Source organism: Amnibacterium endophyticum, from assembly GCF_042680685.1.
Taxonomy (GTDB): Bacteria; Actinomycetota; Actinomycetes; order Actinomycetales; family Microbacteriaceae; genus Amnibacterium; species Amnibacterium endophyticum.
The window spans coordinates 1-16,100 of record NZ_JBHUEA010000036.1 but is presented as its reverse complement, the minus strand read 5'-3'; the positions used below and the strand labels follow the sequence as shown (position 1 = coordinate 16,100).

The following is a 16,100-nucleotide window of genomic DNA, read 5'->3' as shown; positions in this document are numbered from 1 at the left end:
GCTCCCCCGCGGGCCCCTCGGTCTCGAGGCTCCGCTGCGCTCCGCACCTCGACCAGCGGGAAGCCGCCGCGAGGCCCACCGCTGGTCGAGGTGCGAGCGCAGCGAGGCCCACCGCTGGTCGAGGTGCGAGCGCAGCGAGGCCCACCGCTGGTCGAGGTGCGAGCGCAGCGAGCCTCGAGACCACCCCCACCCGCACTACGCACGGGCCACCGCCTGCACGGCACCCGCGGCCGCGACGACCAGGCCCGCGACGGTGAGCGTGCGGCCCGAGAGGGACGCCGCGAGCGCATCCGGGTCGAGCGGGGCGTCGACGGGCGGCTCGCCGAGGGCCGCGCGCTCCGCGTCGCCGAGGATCACGAGCAGGCGCGCCCGCACGTCGACCGCGGTGCCGCGGAGGCTCCAGGCGAGCAGCGCGGAGCGGGCGACGCGATGCGCGACCGCGCGCACGACCCGGGCGCCGTCCGCGCCGGGGGCACCCGCGAGCGCGGCGTCGATCGCGCGCTCGAGCCGCAGCGCGGGCGGGGTCCAGCCGGCGAGGCGCAGCAGCCGGGCGGCGCGCTCCACGGCCTGCACGAACCCGCCGGCCTCCCGCGGCTCCTCCTCCGCGTCGCCCGGCAGCAGCCGCGCGGAGGCCGAGGCGACGACGTCGCCGCTCAGCGTGCAGTCGACGACGAGGCCCGCCGGCCAGTCCGGCAGCACCGGGCCGAGCCGGAACGCGAGCACGTCCATCTCGAGGCCGTCGCGGTCGCCCTCCCAGCCGCTCGCGAGCGGGATGCCGGCCGGCCCGTCCATCGACATGCCGCCGTGGTCCATCCCGCCGTGGCCGTCGTGCTCCATCCCCTCGTGGTCCTCGTGGTGGTCCGTCCCGCCGTCGTGCTCCTGCTCGCCGTGCTGCTCGTGCTCGTCGTGCCGGTGCGCCGGTTCGGGGTCGCCCGGCTGCGGCGTGCTCCGCAGCGCCTCCCGCTGCGCCGCGACGTCGCCGACGACGCGTGCGGCGCTGTCCAGGGCGTCGGCGATCTCCGCCTCCTCCGTCACGCGGCGGCGGGCGCGGGGCGCGGGCACCTGCTGCCACACGCGGTCGACCGCCTCGGCGAGCTCGCCGTCGGCAGCCCCGCAGACGAGCAGCACGTCCGCGTCCGCCGGCGAGGCCGCGAGCACCCAGCCGCGGGCCCGCACCGCCGCCCGGGCGTGCAGGTGCAGCAGCGGGCGGCCGGGCACGGCGACGGGGAGCACGTGCAGCCGGGTCGCGGCGAGGTCGGCGGTCAGACCCATCGCAGCGTCCCCTCCCGCCATGCCCACACCACGGCGGCGACGAGCACGCCGAGGAAGACGAACATCTCGGCCACCGAGGCGACGCCGGTGCGGGCGACGACGAGCGACCAGGGGTACATGAACAGCATCTCGACGTCGAAGGCGAGCAGCACGAGCGCGAGCGGGTACCAGCGCGCGTGGAAGCGGGAGAGCGCGTGCTGCCGCGGCACCCAGCCGGACTCGAACGGCAGCACGGTCACCGCCCGCGGCTCGACGGCGGCGATCCGCCCCGCGACCATGACGATCGCGACGACGAGCAGCGCCGCGCCGAGCGCGACGACGAGGCCGATCACGCGGCCCGCCGGAAGCGCGCGAGGCGCAGGCTGTTGCCGACGACGAGCACGGAGGACAGCGCCATCGCGCCGCTCGCGATCACGGGCGACAGCAGCCCGAGCATCGCGACCGGCAGCGCGGCCGCGTTGTACGCGAAGGCCCAGAACAGGTTGACGCGGATCGTCCTCAGGGTCCTCCGCGAGAGGCGGACGGCCTCGGGCACCAGCAGCGGGTCCTCGCGCAGCAGCACGACGCCGGCCGCCTCCGCCGCGGCATCGGTGCCGCCGCCCATCGCGATGCCGAGGCCGGCCGCCGCGAGCGCCGCGGCGTCGTTCACGCCGTCGCCCGCGACGGCGACGACGCGGCCCTCGGTCTGCAGCGCGCGGACCAGGTCGAGCTTGCCCTGCGGCGTGGACCTGGCGTGCACCCGCGCGATGCCCGTCGCGGCGGCGACCGCCCCGGCGGGGCCGCTGGCGTCCTCGGTCGCGAGCACCGGCTCGACGCCCAGCGCCACGAGCGCCGCGACCGCGGCCGCGGCCTCCGGCCGCAGGGCGTCGGCGACGACCAGCACCCCGGCGGCCTCCCCGTCGATCGCGGCGACGACCGCGGTCGCGCCGCGCGCCTCCGCCTCCTGCACCGCGGGCAGCGCCGGGGCGGCGTCGACCCCCTCGCCCGCGAGCCAGGCCGGTGCGCCGATCAGCACGTGCCGGCCCTCGACCCGCGCGGCGACGCCGCCGCCCGGTGCTGCGCGGAACTCCTCCGCCGCACCGGCGCCGGCCCCCGCGATCGCCCGGCCGACGGGGTGCTCGCTGCCCTGCTCCGCCGCCGCCGCGAGCCGCCGGACCACCGCCTCGTCGTGCCCGGCGAGCGGGATCACGGCCTCGAGGGTCATCCGGCCGGTGGTGAGGGTGCCGGTCTTGTCGAGCACGATCGCGTCGACCCGGCGGAGGCGCTCGAGCACCTCGGGCCCGCGGATCAGCACGCCGAGCTGCGCGCCGCGGCCGGTGCCGACCAGCAGCGCGGTCGGCGTCGCCAGCCCGGGCGCGCACGGGCAGGCGATCACGAGCGTCGCGATCGCGGCGCCGAGCCCCGCACCGGGGTCGCCGACGAGGGACCAGCCGGCCAGCGCGAGGAGGGCGAGCCCGAGCACCACCGGCACGAAGACCGCCGAGACCCGGTCGGCGAGGCGCTGCGCCTGCGCCTTGCCGGCCTGCGCCTGCGCGACGAGCCGGCCGAGCCGCGCGACCTCGGTGTCGGCGCCGACGCGCTCCACCGTCACGAGCAGGGAGCCGCCCGCGACGAGGGAGCCGCCGATGACCGCGTCGCCCGGCCCGACCTCGACCGGCACCGCCTCGCCGGTGAGCAGCGCGGTGTCGACCGCCGCCCGGCCCTCGGCCACCGCGCCGTCGGCCGGCACCGTCATGCCCGGCCGCACGACGACGCGGTCGCCGGGGGCGAGCGCGGTCGGTGCCACGAGCACCTCCCGGCCGTCCCGCAGCACGACCGCCTGCGTCGCGTTCAGCTGCAGCAGCGCGCGCAGCGCCCTGCCCGAGCGGCGCCGCGCGACCCGCTCCGCGACCTTGCCGGCCAGCACGAGCACGGGCACCACGACCGCGACCTCGAGGTAGGCGTCGTGCACGGCGCCGCGGGCGACTCCGGCGACGGACGCGACGCTCGCCGCCGTGACGCCGAGGGAGATCAGCGTGTCCATCGACGCGGAGCGGTGCCGCGCCGCGAGCACCGCTCCCTGGTGGAACGGCCACGCGCACCAGAGCACGACGGGTGCGGCCAGCGCGAGCGCGACCCAGCCCGAGGCGGGCCCGCGCAGCGCGGGCAGCATCGTGAGCAGCACCGTCGGCAGGGCGAGCACCGCGGCGAGGACGAGTCGCGGCACCAGCCGGCGCGCGTCCCGCTCCTCGCGGAGGCGTGGCGCCGCGGGGCGCGCGCCGTAGCCCGCCGCCTCCACGGTGCGGATCAGCTGCTCGAGCGCGGGGCCGCCCGTCACCGTCGCCGTCTCGGTCGCGAGGTTGACGCTCGCGGTCGCACCGGGCAGCCGGTTCAGCCTGCGCTCGACGCGGTTCGCGCAGGCGGCGCAGGTCATCCCGGTGATGTCGAGCTGCACCGACCTCGTGTCGGTGGCGGCGCTCATGCCAGCGCGTACCCGGCTTCCTCGACAGCCGCGCGCACCTCGTCATCGCCGAGCGCCCGCGCGCTCCGCACCGAGACGGTCGAGGCGCCGCCCGGCTGCAGCCGGACGTCGACGGACTCGACGCCGGGCAGCGCCTCCAGCTCCTCCGTCACGCTCGCGACGCAGTGCCCGCAGGTCATGCCGGTCACCGCATACGTCTGCGCCCCGGTCGAGCTCGACGGCTCGGAGGCCGCCCCGGCGTGCCCGCCGCAGGCGCACGCGCCGCCGCCGCAGCAGCCGCCGCTCGAGGCGGGCCGGCTGATGTCCGTGAGGCCGAGGTCGTGCTGCATGGTGGTGATCCTTCCGGTCGGGTGCTGGGTGGTCAGGAGCGGACGAGGCGGGCGATCGCGGCGGAGGCCTCGCGCAGCTTCTCCTCGGCGACCGGTCCGCCCTCCGCGCTCGCCTCGGCGACGCAGTGGGCGAGGTGGTCGTCGAGCAGCTGCAGCGCGACGGTCTCGAGCGCCTTCGTGGCGGCGGACACCTGCGTCAGCACGTCGATGCAGTACACGTCGTCCTCCACCATCCGCTGCAGGCCGCGCACCTGCCCCTCGGCGCGGCGCAGGCGCTTCAGCAGCTGCGCCTTGTCGGCGACGTACCCGGGCTCGCGGTGCTCCACGGGGGCGACTATACCCCCCAGGGGTATCTCGCGTGCGGCCGGCGTCGATCGAGGACGCGCCCGCGATCCGGACGCGTGCGCTGCAGCGGGGCGGGGATCAGGCGCGGTGCTCGAGCACGGCGAGCCCGGAGTCGGTGAGCACCGTGTCCGTGGCGACGCGACCGCGGGGACCGTCGGCGACGTACCCCTGCTCGAGCAGCCAGTCGAGCATCATCGACTTCGTCCCGGTCGCGAACGCCCCGTCGACGCGCCAGAAGGCCGCACCGGTCGTGGTGCGCGCGACGCGGCCCTCCGCGACGAACTGCAGCATCCGGTGCTCGGCCCGGGACGGCAGCGCCGAGGGCGTCCCGTCGTCGACGGCCTCGGCGGGTGCGGCTTCGGCCGCGTGCCGGCCGCGCCGGCGCTCGATGATCGGGTTGCCGACGGTGTCGGTGTGCTCCGCGGGGCGCTCGACGTCGCCGGCCCGCGGCTCGTCCGAGCCCTTCCCCCGCCGGAACCAAGCCATCGCTCTCCCGCCCTCGCACCGCCATCATGGCGTGCCCGAGGGCGCGGCGTCGAACCCGTTCCCGCCGGTCGCGCTCCTCAGCTGGTGGGCACGATGCCCGGCTCGCCGACGCCGTGGAACGACTCCAGCGCCTCCTCGAGCACGCCCGCCGCGTCGTCGATCAGCGCCTCGGAGATGACGACCGAGGGCAGCAGCCGCAGCACGCTGTCCCAGCTGCCGGCGTCGAGCGGGATCACGCCGTGCTCGGTCGCGTGCTTCAGGACGTGCTTCAGCAGCGCGGGGTTCGGTCGGCGCGTGCCCGGCTCGACGAGCTCGACGCCGAACATCGCGCCCTTGCCGCGGACCTCGCCGACGGTGTCGTACTTCTCGGTCCAGCCGCCGATCCGCTCGACGAGCGCGCGCTCCACGCGCTGCGCCTCGCCGATCAGGTCCTCCCGCTCGATCAGGTCGATCACGGCGAGCGCGGCCGCGGTCGAGACCGGGTTGCCGCCGAACGTGCCGCCGACGCCGCCCGGCTGCACGGCGTCCATGATCTCGGCGCGGCCGGTGACCGCGGCCAAGGGCATCCCGCCGGCGATGCCCTTGGCGCTCGTGATCAGGTCGGGCACGACGCCGTGATGCTCGATCGAGAACCAGGCGCCGGTGCGCGCGAAGCCGGCCTGGATCTCGTCGGCGACGAACACGATGCCGTTGTCGCGGCAGTACTGGGCGATGCGCTCGAAGTAGCCGGGCGCCGGGATCACGATGCCGCCGTCGCCCTGGATCGGCTCGGCGAAGAACGCAGCGACGTCCCGGGGGCCGACGTGCGTCTCGATGTAGTCGATCGTGCGCTCCGCCGCCTCGGCGCCGGAGAGGCCGTCGCGGAACGGGTAGCTGATCGGCACCGAGTAGATCTCGCCGGGGAAGGGGCCCATGCCCTCCCGCTCCGGCCAGGGGCGGTACGTCATCGCCATCGTCATGTTCGTGCGGCCGTGGAAGGCGTGGTCGAGCACGACGAGCGCACGGCGGCCGGTGTACCGGCGCGCGATCTTCGCCGCGTTCTCCACCGCCTCCGCGCCCGAGTTGACGAGGATCGAGTGCTTCTCGAAGTCGCCGGGGGTGATGCGGGCCAGCTGCTCCGCGACGCGGACGTAGTTCTCGTACGGCGTCACGGTGAAGAGCGTGTGCGTCAGCTGCGACGCCTGCTCCGCGACCGCGGCCTGCACGGCGGGGTGGGCATGGCCGATCGTGGTGACGCCGATGCCGCAGCCGAGGTCGATCAGCCGGTTGCCGTCGACGTCCTCGAGCACCGCGCCCGAGCCGCGCGCCATGTAGATGTTCGCGAGCGTGCCGGCGCCGCGGCTGACGGAGGCGAGGCGGCGCGCCTGCAGCTCGCGGGAGCGCGGTCCGGGCAGCTCGGTGACGAGCCTGCGCTCCTGCGGGATGTCGAACGTGCGGGACGGGGCCTCGGTCGTCATGGCGGCAGGCTAGGCGCCCACCCCGACGACGCGCCCGGAGCGGCAGCCCGCTCGGGCCCCTTCCGGACATCCGGCCGGCGCAGGGCGGGCCCGGATGTCCGGAAGGGGCCCGGGTGCGGGGCGGTCAGACCGGCGCGAGCCGCTGGAAGAGGTGGTGGTCCTTCCACTCCCCCGCGAGCTTCAGGTACTTCGGCGCGGTGCCGATGCGCTCGAAGCCGTTCTTGCCGAGCACGCGCTGCGAGCGGGCGTTGTCGAGCAGGGTGACGGCCTGCACGCGGTGCAGGCCGAGGTCGCCGAACGCGAGATCGAGGACCTCGGCGACCGCCGCCGAAGCGAAGCCGCGCCCGTTCGCGGCCCGCGCGACCCAGTAGCCGACCCCGCAGGAGAGGAAGGGGCCGCGCTCGATCGTCTGCAGGGTGATCCCGCCGACGATCGCGCCGTCGTCGTCGAGGATCGCCCGCGGCACCTCGACACCGGCCTCGTACCGCTCGAGGCGCAGCCGCAGCACCTCGCGCTGCCCGGCGGCCGTGTAGAACGCGTCGGACCGCATCGGCTCGTAGGGGGCGAGGAAGTCCCGCTCGGCGGCGAGGGCCGCCGCGTGCTCCGCCGCGTCGTCGATCGAGAGGAGCCGCGTGCGCACCCCTCGATCCTCGCGGATCCGCAGTTCCTCCTCGACACGCCGCGGCCGCGCGGCCAGGTGCGGCGTGTCGCGCCAGGAATGCGGATCCGCGCGAGAAGTGCGGATCCGCGAGGGCTCAGGAGCGGGCGGACTCGTAGGCCTTCGCGGGGATCTGGGTCGCGAGCTTGCCGCCGGAGACGTCGAGCAGCGCGCCCGTGATGTACCCGGCCTGGTCGCTCGCGAGGAAGCGGAGCAGCCCGGTGAGGTCCTCCGGCGTCTGCCAGCGCCGGATCGAGAGGGTGTCGAGCAGCCGGTCCTGCGCGTCCTCCGGCAGCTCCGCGAAGCCGTTCATCGCAGTCGGCACCATGCCCGGCGCGTAGGCGTTCACCGTGACGCCGTAGGGCCCGAGCTCGGACGCGAGCACCCGCGTCAGCTGCACGACCGCGGCCTTCGACGCGGCGTAGGCGGCGCTGCCCACGCTCGGCACGATCGCGGCGAAGGACGCCGCGTTGATGATGCGCCCGGAGCCCTGCGCCCGCATCACCGGCGCGACCTCGCGGCACATGCGGAAGACGCCGTGGACGTTCACGGCGAACGTGCGCTCCCACGCCTCGTCGGCCGTGTCCTCCACCGCCCCGTCGACCAGGACCCCCGCGTTGTTCACCAGCACGTCGATCCGCCCGTGCTGCTCGACCGCGGCGGCGACGGCAGCGCGCACCGACGCTGTGTCGGTCACGTCGCAGACGGTGTCCGTGCCCGCGACGTCGAGGCGCACGACGCGGCAGCCCTCCTCGTCGAAGGCGATGACGATGCCGGCGCCGATGCCGCTCCCGGCTCCGGTGACGAGGACGACGCGGTCGCTGAGGTCGAGGTGCATGCCCGCGAGTCTGCGCGGCGGGGCTGGGCGCGGGCCGTCCCGGGCGCCCCGGCGTCGGACGAGGAGCGGGCTCGGAGGCGGCGACGAGCAGGGTTGGGCCCGTGAGCGGCGTGCTGTGGGTGACGGGTGCGGGCAGCGGCATGGGCGCGGCGATCTCGGTCGCCGCGGCGGAGGCGGGCTGGCGAGTCGCGCTCTCGGGGCGACGGCGGGAGCCGCTCGAGGCGGTCGCCGCCCGCTGCGGCGAGGGCGCGGCGGTCATCCCGCTCGATGTGCAGGACCCCGGCGCGGCCGCCCCGGCGCTCGACGCCGTGCGCGAGCGGCTCGGCCCGGTCACCGGCCTCGCGCTCGCGGCGGGGCTGAACGTGCCGCGCCGCAGCTGGGCGGAGCAGTCGCTCACGGACTTCCAGGCGGTCGTCGCGACGAACCTCACCGGCGTCGCCGCGGTCGTGGACGCCGCGCTCCCCGACCTCCGCGCCGCCGCCGGCACCGCGGTGATCGTGTCGTCGTTCTCCGCCTGGGCGTACTCCGCCGTGGCGGGCGTCGCCTACGGCGCGAGCAAGACGGCGCTCGGCACCCTCTGCCGCTCGCTGAACGCGGAGGAGGAGCGGCACGGCGTCCGCGCCACCCACCTCTGCCCCGGCGACGTCGCGACGGACTTCCTCGACGCCCGGCCGGAGGTGCCGGACGCCGCCGCGCGCGCCCGGATGCTGCAGCCCGACGACGTCGCCCGCGCGGCGCTCTTCGCGCTGTCCGCGCCGCCGCACGTCCGCGTCGACGAGCTGGTCATCAGCCCCTGCCGCCCCTGACGTCCCGCCGCCGCGCGCTCAGGGGCGCACCAGCTCGAGGTCCTCGAGCAGGCGCGGGTGGACGGGCGTCCAGCCGAGCCGCTCCCGCGTGACGGCGCTCGACGCCGGCTGGTCCATCGCGAAGATCTGCCCGATCACGCCGAAGTCCTCCTGCGGCACCTCGCGCGCCGGCAGCCCGAGCCGGCGCCCGATCACCTCGGCGATCTCCCGCATCGGGTCGCCCTCGTCCTGCACCGCGTGCCACGCGGAGCCCGCCGGCGCCTGCTCGAGCGCCAGGCGGAAGAGCACGGCCGCGTCCTGCGCGTGCACCGCGGGCCAGCGCTGCGTCCCGTCGCCGACCCAGCCGGAGACGCCGGAGCGGCGGGCCGCCGCGGTCAGCAGCCCGGCGAAACCGCCCTCGCCGCGGTCGTGCACCGTGCGCGGCATCCGGACCGCGGACGCGCGCACGCCGCGCTCGGCGAGCCCGAGGATCCGGGTCACGGTGCGGCCCCGTCCGCCGACCGGGCCGTCCACGGGCAGCGGGTCGGCCTCGGTCGAGGCCCACCCGGGGATCCAGGGCGTCCCGGAGACCATGACGAGCGGTCGGCCGCTGCCGGTCAGTGCCTCGCCCATCGCCTCGAGCGCCGCGGTCTCCTCGCCGATCGCGCGCTCGAGCGCCTCCGGGCCCGCGAAGTCGTTGGCGAACGCGAGGTGCACGACGCCCTCGGCGCGGTCCGCCGCTTCGCGGATCACGTCGAGATCGGCGAGCCCGCCGCGGACGACGCCGGCGCCGGCCTCCTCCGCGACGGCGGCGGAGCGGTCGGAGCGGGCGAGCGCCGTGACGGCGTGCCCGCCGCGCTGCAGCTCGGCGACGACGGCCGCGCCGATCAGGCCCGTGCCGCCCGTGATGAAGACGTCCATGCGATCCTCCCGAAGTGATGGAACCGAAGTCCCATCACCGTAGCACGATGACGGGACAACAGTCCCATCACTGGGGTGCTGGGACGCCGGTGCCGTCGGTACCCTCGTCGGATGGCCAGGTGGGCGCCCGACGCGCGGCTGCGACTCGTCGTCGCGGCGGTCGACCTGTTCGGCGAGCAGGGCTACGACGCGACGACGGTCGCCGAGATCGCGCAGCGGGCGGGCGTGACGAAGAGCACGTTCTTCCGCCACTTCACCGACAAGCGCGAGCTGCTGAGCGCCGGGCAGGCGATGCTGAGCGACCTGCTGGCGGCGGGCATCGCGGAGGCGCCCGCGGGGACGACCGCGCTCGACGCCGTCGCCGCGGGACTGCGCCGGGCGGCCACCGCGATGGGGCCGATCAACCACGGGCTCGGACCGCGCATCGACGCGATCGTCGCGACCAGCACCGAGCTGCAGGAGCGCAGCCTGCTGAAGGAGGCGGGGCTCGCTGCCGCGATGGCCGACGCGCTCGTCGGGCGCGGCGTCGCCGGGACGCCGGCACGGCTCGCGGCGGAGATGGGCGTGCTCGCCTTCACCCGAGGCTTCGCGGACTGGTCGCAGCAGGCGGACGCCGACGCGGACGCACTCGCGCAGGCCGCGGTCGCGTCGCTCGACGAGCTGCGGCTGGCCGCGGCGGCGCTCACCTGAGTCGCGCGCCGGAACGCCTCCCCGCGCGCCAGGCCCCACGGGCCTCCGCGTCGCGACGCAGCACGGTGCTGCACGCCCGCAGCGTGCCGCGTCGCGACGCGGACGGGTCGGGCGGCTACTGGTAGGTGATCAGGTCGGGCGTCGGGTGGACCTGCTCCATCGTCTGCGCCGGCGTCAGGGTCGGGTGGTCCTCGTCGAGGAAGTTCTTCCAGCCCCAGGCGACGTCGGGCGCGTCGCGGTGGATCGCCGCCCACGTCGCCTGCTTCGCGGGCTGCGAGCCCTGGCCGTCGACGTGGATCAGCACGTCGAGCTCGGGCCGCGAGACGTCGATCGCGGACCGGTCGGGCAGCATGTCGAGCCGGAACTGGTGCAGCACGAAGGGCTTCGGCGGCAGCCCCTTCTCCTTCACCAGGTCGGCGAGCCACGCGGAGGTGCGGTTCACCTCGGCGGCGGAGACGCTGCCGATCTGGACGAGCGGCCGCTGCCCGGGCTTCAGCCGCCACTCCGGGTCGAGCGCGAGGCCGACGTTCGGCTTCTCGAGCAGCGACCGGTAGAGCTTCGCCTGGCTCAGGAAGTCGGCGCGGCCGGGCTGGAGGTCGAGCACGACGGGCATGCCCGCCTTCGCCGCGGCGTCGACGAACGGCTCGAGCCGCGAGACGTCCAGGTCGCTCGAGTAGTCGCCGTTGTCGGTGGGGCTGCCCGAGGCGACGGTCGCGATGATCTCGAGCATCGGGGCGACGTGCCGGTCCGTCAGCGGCGCGTAGCGCTTCGCCAGCGCCTCGACCCGCGCGATCGTGGCGCCCGGGCCCTGCTCGCCGAGCACCCCGAGCGCCGAATCGCCGGGCACGCCGTAGAGCGCGACGAAGAGGCGCTTGCCGTCGAACGGCACCTGCCCGCCCCCGGAGTACTGGTAGCCGCCGCGAGCGGCCGCGACCGCCCAGGACGCCGCGTCGCCGAGCCCGGCGAAGCGCGACCCGATCAGCGCGGCGGGCTCTCCCTCCGCCTTCGACAGCGCGTCGACGACCGCCGCCGAGGCGCCGGGGATCCGGGAGCCGCCGCTCGACACCACGGTCGCGCCGGCCGCCCGGGCGGTCGCCGTCGCGGCGGTGTCGGCGCCCTCGTCCGCGGCGACGGCGACCGCGGCGGACGTCGCCGGGGCGGTCACGTCCGGCGCGTCCGCCAGCGCGTAGCGCCGGACGCCGGGGAGGCGTGGGGCGGCGTCGCCCGCGACCCAGACGGCGCCGAGGCGGCGCAGCCCGGCGGAGACGGCGGTGAGGTCGGGTGAGGGCGACGCGGTCGGGGTCGCGGTCGGGGTCGCGGTCGGGGTCGCGGTCGGGGTCGGGGACGCGCTCGGGGCGTGCGACGCCGACGCGCTCGGCGCGGGCGCGGGCGCCAGCAGCACGGGGACGTGCAGCCGTTCGGCCACCTCCGCCGCCCGCTCCTGCGCGGCCCGGTCGCCGTCGGGCGCGACGACCGCGCCCGGTGACGCTTCAAAGAACGCCCGGCTCGCCTGCACCGCGCGCTCGGGCGCGGTCGCGGCGTCGACGACGGCGGGGTCGCCCGCGGTCTGCGGCGCGAACCGGACCGCGGTCGCCGGCGGGGTCGTGGTGCGCGTCGGCTGCGGGGCTCCCTCGGCGGTGCACCCGCCGAGACCGAGCGCGGCGACGACCGCGAGTGCGGGGAGGACGAGGCGTGGGCGGCGCACCCGCCCCATGATGCCCGCGAGTCGTCGACCTGCGGGACGGCGGCGGCAGGCGCGGTCCCGCTCGCCCCGGTCGACTCGCAGCGGGCGTGCGGAGCGCTCCCAGATCCGGGCTCCGGCCCACGGCTACCGTGCAGCGTCGCGCTCTCAGGAAGGCTCCGCATGACCGCTCCCGCCTCGCTCCCCTACCCCCTCGGCGTCACCGTCGTCGACGGCGGCCTCAACGTCGCCGTGTACTCCGAGACGGCCACCGAGGTGCTGTTCTGCTCGTTCGACGACCAGGAGCAGGAGACCCGCACCGCGCTGCCCTCCCGCACCGGCTACGTCTGGCACGGGTTCGTCGAGGGCGCCGGCGTCGGCACCCGCTACGGCCTCCGCGTCGACGGCCCGTGGGACCCGGAGCACGGTGTCCGCCACAACGTGCACAAGCTGCTGCTGGACCCGCACGCGCTCGCGATCTCGGGCGACTACGAGTGGGACCAGCGCCTCTTCGGCCACGACATGAACGAGCCGCTGCGGATGGACGGCACCGACTCCGCGGGCGCGATGCCGAAGTGCGTCGTCGTGGACCGCGACTTCGACTGGGGCGACGACCGGCCGACGCCGTACAACCGCGTGCCGATGGACCGCACGATCGTCTACGAGACCCACGTCAAGGGCTTCACGAAGCGGTTGCCCGGGGTGCCGGAGGAGCTGCAGGGCACCTACGCCGGCTTCGCGCACCCGAAGGCGATCGAGCACTTCCAGCGCCTCGGCGTGACGAGCATCGAGCTGCTGCCCGTGCACCAGTTCGTGCAGGAGAACACCCTGAAGGACAAGGGCCTCCGCAACTACTGGGGCTACAACACGATCGGCTTCTTCGCCCCGCACAACGAGTACTCGTCCTCCGGCGACCGCGGGCAGCAGGTGACCGAGTTCAAGGCGATGGTGAAGGCGCTGCACGAGGCGGGCCTCGAGGTGATCCTCGACGTCGTCTACAACCACACCGCCGAGGGCAACCACATGGGCCCGATGCTGTCGTTCAAGGGCCTCGACAACGGCGCCTACTACCGCCTGGTCGAGGAGCAGCGGGACGCCTACTTCGACACGACCGGCACGGGCAACAGCCTGAACGTGAGCCACCCGGCGGCGCTCGGGCTCATCATGGACTCGCTCCGCTACTGGGTGACGGAGATGCACGTCGACGGGTTCCGCTTCGACCTCGCGACCACCCTGACCCGGCAGGGCGGCGACGCGAGCCTGCACTCCGCCTTCCTCGACATGACGCTGCAGGACCCGGTGCTGGCGCCCGTGAAGCTGATCGCGGAGCCGTGGGACATCGCCGGCTACCAGGTCGGCGGCTTCCCGGCCGAGTGGTCGGAGTGGAACGGCAAGTTCCGCGACGACGTGCGCGACTTCTGGTCGGGGGCGGACAGCCTGCTCGGCACGACGGCGCAGCGCGTGCTCGGCAGCCCCGACGTCTACCAGCCGAGCCGGCGCTCCCCGCTCTGCAGCGTGAACATGATCACGGCGCACGACGGCTTCACGCTGGCGGACCTGACCGCCTACAACCGCAAGCACAACGACGCGAACGGCGAGGACAACCAGGACGGCGAGAGCGACAACAAGTCGTTCAACAACGGCGCCGAGGGCCCGACGGACGACCCGACCGTAAACGAGCGCCGGATGCGCGCTCGGAAGAACTTCCTCGCGACGCTGCTGCTGTCGACGGGCGTGCCGATGCTGCTGGGCGGCGACGAGATGGGCCGCACGCAGGGCGGCAACAACAACGCCTACTGCCAGGACACCGAGATCAGCTGGTACGACTGGGACGCGGTCGACCACGAGCTGCTCGACTTCACCCGCGAGGTCATCCGGCTGCGGCAGGAGAGCCCGGCGCTCCGGCCCGCCTGGTACCGGGAGGCGCCCGGCGCCGGCGCCGAGGACACCGTCGTGCTGAAGCGCAGCGACGACGAGGAGTTCGCCGAGGGCGACTGGGACAACCCCGACGCGCGCACCATCACCTTCGTGCTGGCGCACGAGGGCGAGGACGCGTTCGCGCTGCTGCTGAACTCGGCCGAGAACGGGGTCGAGTTCACCGTGCCGGCGGCGCCGAACGGCGAGTGGGAGCTCGCGCTGTCGAGCGACCCGGAGCAGCGGGTCGCGGGCGCCGTGACGACGCTGATCGTCCGCGACTCCTCGTTCACGCTCCTGCGCTCGCGCGCCTGACCCGGATCTCGGCTCCGCCGCGAGGGGCGGGACACGACAGGCCGGGCGCTCGAGAGCGCCCGGCCTGTCGGAACCGGCCCGGACTGCGCGACGCCGGTCCGGAAGCCGCGGTCAGGGCAGGTAGTAGCTCGGGTTCGGCAGCTTGAAGCCGCGGTCCGCCGCGCCGCCCTTCAGGTCGCTGTACTGGTCGCCGAAGTTCGCGACGATGTCGTAGCCGAGCGACTCGATGTGCTTCCGCGTCGCGGACTTGTACTCGATCGTCGTGCACTTGTCGTCGCCGCACCGGTCCTTCAGGTACTGCGGGTAGGCCGCCAGGTCCGGCTTCGTGTAGAGGCCGTCCTCCGGGCCGGCGCCGTCTGGGTCGGTCGGCTGCGGGTAGTGCGCGTCGACGCCGACGCCGTCCTGCGTCAGGTTGCCGAGCGTCGCCTCCTCCTGCGCCGCACCGCGGCCGGTGAGGTAGAAGATCTTGTAGCCGTCGGCCTTCGCGAGGCGGACCAGCTTCACCATGCCGGGCACCGCGGGGAACTTCTGGTCGGTCACGAACTCGCCGTTGCTCGCGGGGTCGTAGTCCCAGTTCGAGTCGATCTCGTAGTTGTAGGTCGCGAGCGTCGTGTCGTCGACGTCGAGCAGGATCGCCTTCTTCTTGCCGTGGTGCGCCTTCGCGTGGACCAGGTACCTCGCGGCGCGCGTCTCGATGCCGCGCAGCTCCTTCACGTAGTTCGACCTGGCGCCGATCTCGCCGGTCTTCAGCGGGTCGCCGTAGTAGTTCGCGATCTGCTGACGCAGCACGTCGATGTTCGTGATCGACTCCGCCGTCCTCGGCGTCTTCGTGTGGATGGCGGGCTGCGCGTTCACGGCCACGGCGGCGCCGCCGACCCCGACGAGGGCGGCGGTGACGAGCGCGGTGAGCGCGAGACGGGAGCGTCGGATGCGGGGCATGCGGTTCCTTCCAAAGGCCTGGGCAGACACGAAGAGGACGATAAGCACGCGGCGCCGCGACACGCGCGCCCGAACGGAGGCGCGTCACAGGATGTTCATCCGCGCGAGCGGGTCGAGGGACTCAGTCGTTCCAGGCCGGGTCCGCGCTGCCCAGCGGCGCAGGCCCGAGGTCGAACCGGAGGGGAGCGCCGGCGACGGCGAGAGGCGGCGACGCGAGGCGCGCCTCGCCCCACGGCGTCCCCAGGGACTCGCCGCCGACCTCCTGCGCGGCGCCGGGTGCGACGACGTCGAGGGGCTGCAGCGCGGCGGCCGTCCGGGCGAGCGACAGCCGCGCGACCGAGCCAGCGCCGGAGGCCCGCCGCTCCCGCAGCCCCGCGACGGCCGCGGCGCCCACGAACCAGCCGGTGGCGTGGTCGAGCGCCTGGACCGGCAGCGGCACCGGCCGGCCCCCCTCCGCCGCACCCCGCTCGGCCACCCCGGCGGACATCTGCACGAGGCTGTCGAAGCCGCGCCGGCCCGCCCACGGGCCCGTCCAGCCGTAGGCCGTGAGGGCGACCTCGACGAGACCGGGGCGGGTGCGCCGGCGGACCTCCTCCCCCAGCCCGAGGCCGTCGAGCGCGTCCCGGCGGTAGCCGTGCAGCAGCACGTCGGCACCCGCGAGCAGCCCGAGCAGGCGCTCCCGCCCGTCGGCGGTCGTCGCGTCGAGCCGGGCGCACCGCTTGCCGAGCGTCATGTCGGGCTCCACCGCGGGCTCGTCCCAGCCCGGCGGGTCGATGCGCAGCACCTCGGCGCCGTACCCGGCGAGCGCGCGCCCGGCGACCGGCCCCGCGATCACCCGGGTCAGGTCGAGCACGCGGACGCCGGCGAGCGGTCGCGCCGGGTCCGGCGCCCAGGACGACCGTGCTGCGCCGCGGGGCGCACGGGCGATCAGCGCCTCGCGCCGCACCGCGGCGCCCTGCGGGTGCACGGCCCAGGCGGCGGCGGGACGCATCGCGGCCGCGGCGCCGCC

16 protein-coding genes are annotated in these 16,100 nt (G+C 75.6%); 3 read left to right on the top strand and 13 right to left on the bottom strand.

The annotated features are described in order from the left end of the window. Positions 1–195 precede the first annotated feature (195 nt). The 9 genes from ACFSBI_RS15685 to ACFSBI_RS15645 form a co-directional block, all read right to left on the bottom strand. Positions 196–1,272 (bottom strand): hypothetical protein, encoded by a 1,077-nt coding sequence (locus ACFSBI_RS15685; RefSeq protein ID WP_377936583.1) that lies wholly within the window; start codon positions 1,270–1,272, stop codon positions 196–198. Next, positions 1,263–1,604: an NADH-quinone oxidoreductase subunit A gene (locus ACFSBI_RS15680; protein WP_377936582.1), complete on the bottom strand. Its 342-nt coding sequence runs from the start codon at positions 1,602–1,604 to the stop codon at positions 1,263–1,265. The genes ACFSBI_RS15685 and ACFSBI_RS15680 overlap by 10 nt, the downstream gene beginning before the upstream one ends. Further along, the gene (locus ACFSBI_RS15675) at positions 1,601–3,733 is read right to left on the bottom strand and encodes a heavy metal translocating P-type ATPase (RefSeq protein WP_377936580.1); all 2,133 of its coding nucleotides are present in this window, start codon (positions 3,731–3,733) and stop codon (positions 1,601–1,603) included. The genes ACFSBI_RS15680 and ACFSBI_RS15675 overlap by 4 nt, the downstream gene beginning before the upstream one ends. Next, positions 3,730–4,062, bottom strand: coding sequence for a heavy-metal-associated domain-containing protein (locus ACFSBI_RS15670; RefSeq protein WP_377936578.1), 333 nt, complete (start codon positions 4,060–4,062; stop codon positions 3,730–3,732). Before ACFSBI_RS15670 ends, ACFSBI_RS15675 begins: the two co-directional genes overlap by 4 nt. Positions 4,063–4,094: 32 nt before the next feature. Then, positions 4,095–4,388, bottom strand: a complete 294-nt coding sequence (locus ACFSBI_RS15665; protein ID WP_377936576.1) for a metal-sensitive transcriptional regulator — start codon at positions 4,386–4,388, stop codon at positions 4,095–4,097. Between the two features lie 97 nt (positions 4,389–4,485). After that, positions 4,486–4,893, bottom strand: a complete 408-nt coding sequence (locus ACFSBI_RS15660) for a hypothetical protein (protein WP_377936574.1) — start codon at positions 4,891–4,893, stop codon at positions 4,486–4,488. Between the two features lie 77 nt (positions 4,894–4,970). Beyond that, entirely contained in the window at positions 4,971–6,350 is a 1,380-nt protein-coding gene (gene gabT, locus ACFSBI_RS15655) for a 4-aminobutyrate--2-oxoglutarate transaminase (protein WP_377936572.1), read from the bottom strand. A gap of 124 nt (positions 6,351–6,474) precedes the next feature. Beyond that, positions 6,475–6,990 carry a GNAT family N-acetyltransferase gene (locus tag ACFSBI_RS15650; RefSeq protein WP_377936570.1) on the bottom strand — a complete coding sequence of 172 codons (516 nt, stop codon included), beginning with the start codon at positions 6,988–6,990 and terminating at the stop codon, positions 6,475–6,477. A gap of 115 nt (positions 6,991–7,105) precedes the next feature. Then, positions 7,106–7,846: an SDR family NAD(P)-dependent oxidoreductase gene (locus ACFSBI_RS15645; protein ID WP_377936568.1), complete on the bottom strand. Its 741-nt coding sequence runs from the start codon at positions 7,844–7,846 to the stop codon at positions 7,106–7,108. A 101-nt stretch (positions 7,847–7,947) separates the two neighbouring features. On the opposite strand from ACFSBI_RS15645, the gene ACFSBI_RS15640 reads away from it, so the two are divergent. Then, positions 7,948–8,652 (top strand): SDR family oxidoreductase, encoded by a 705-nt coding sequence (locus ACFSBI_RS15640; protein WP_377936566.1) that lies wholly within the window; start codon positions 7,948–7,950, stop codon positions 8,650–8,652. An 18-nt stretch (positions 8,653–8,670) separates the two neighbouring features. On the opposite strand, the gene ACFSBI_RS15635 is transcribed toward ACFSBI_RS15640, so the two are convergent. Then, positions 8,671–9,552, bottom strand: coding sequence for an SDR family oxidoreductase (locus ACFSBI_RS15635; RefSeq protein WP_377936564.1), 882 nt, complete (start codon positions 9,550–9,552; stop codon positions 8,671–8,673). A gap of 111 nt (positions 9,553–9,663) precedes the next feature. On the opposite strand from ACFSBI_RS15635, the gene ACFSBI_RS15630 reads away from it, so the two are divergent. Continuing rightward, positions 9,664–10,242, top strand: coding sequence for a TetR/AcrR family transcriptional regulator (locus ACFSBI_RS15630; protein WP_377936562.1), 579 nt, complete (start codon positions 9,664–9,666; stop codon positions 10,240–10,242). A 115-nt stretch (positions 10,243–10,357) separates the two neighbouring features. Here the strand turns inward: ACFSBI_RS15630 and ACFSBI_RS15625 are convergent, their stop codons facing one another. Continuing rightward, on the bottom strand, positions 10,358–11,947 hold the full coding sequence (locus ACFSBI_RS15625) for a hypothetical protein (RefSeq protein WP_417281872.1): 1,590 nt from the start codon (positions 11,945–11,947) through the stop codon (positions 10,358–10,360). Positions 11,948–12,106: 159 nt separating this feature from the next. Here ACFSBI_RS15625 and glgX point away from each other — a divergent pair, with 159 nt between their 5' ends. Further along, the gene (gene glgX / locus ACFSBI_RS15620; RefSeq protein ID WP_377936558.1) at positions 12,107–14,152 is read left to right on the top strand and encodes a glycogen debranching protein GlgX; all 2,046 of its coding nucleotides are present in this window, start codon (positions 12,107–12,109) and stop codon (positions 14,150–14,152) included. A gap of 111 nt (positions 14,153–14,263) precedes the next feature. Here the strand turns inward: glgX and ACFSBI_RS15615 are convergent, their stop codons facing one another. Beyond that, positions 14,264–15,091: an HAD family acid phosphatase gene (locus tag ACFSBI_RS15615; protein ID WP_377936556.1), complete on the bottom strand. Its 828-nt coding sequence runs from the start codon at positions 15,089–15,091 to the stop codon at positions 14,264–14,266. Between the two features lie 121 nt (positions 15,092–15,212). Next, positions 15,213–16,100: CoA transferase (locus ACFSBI_RS15610; RefSeq protein WP_377936554.1), on the bottom strand; the 888-nt coding region annotated here is incomplete at its 5' end.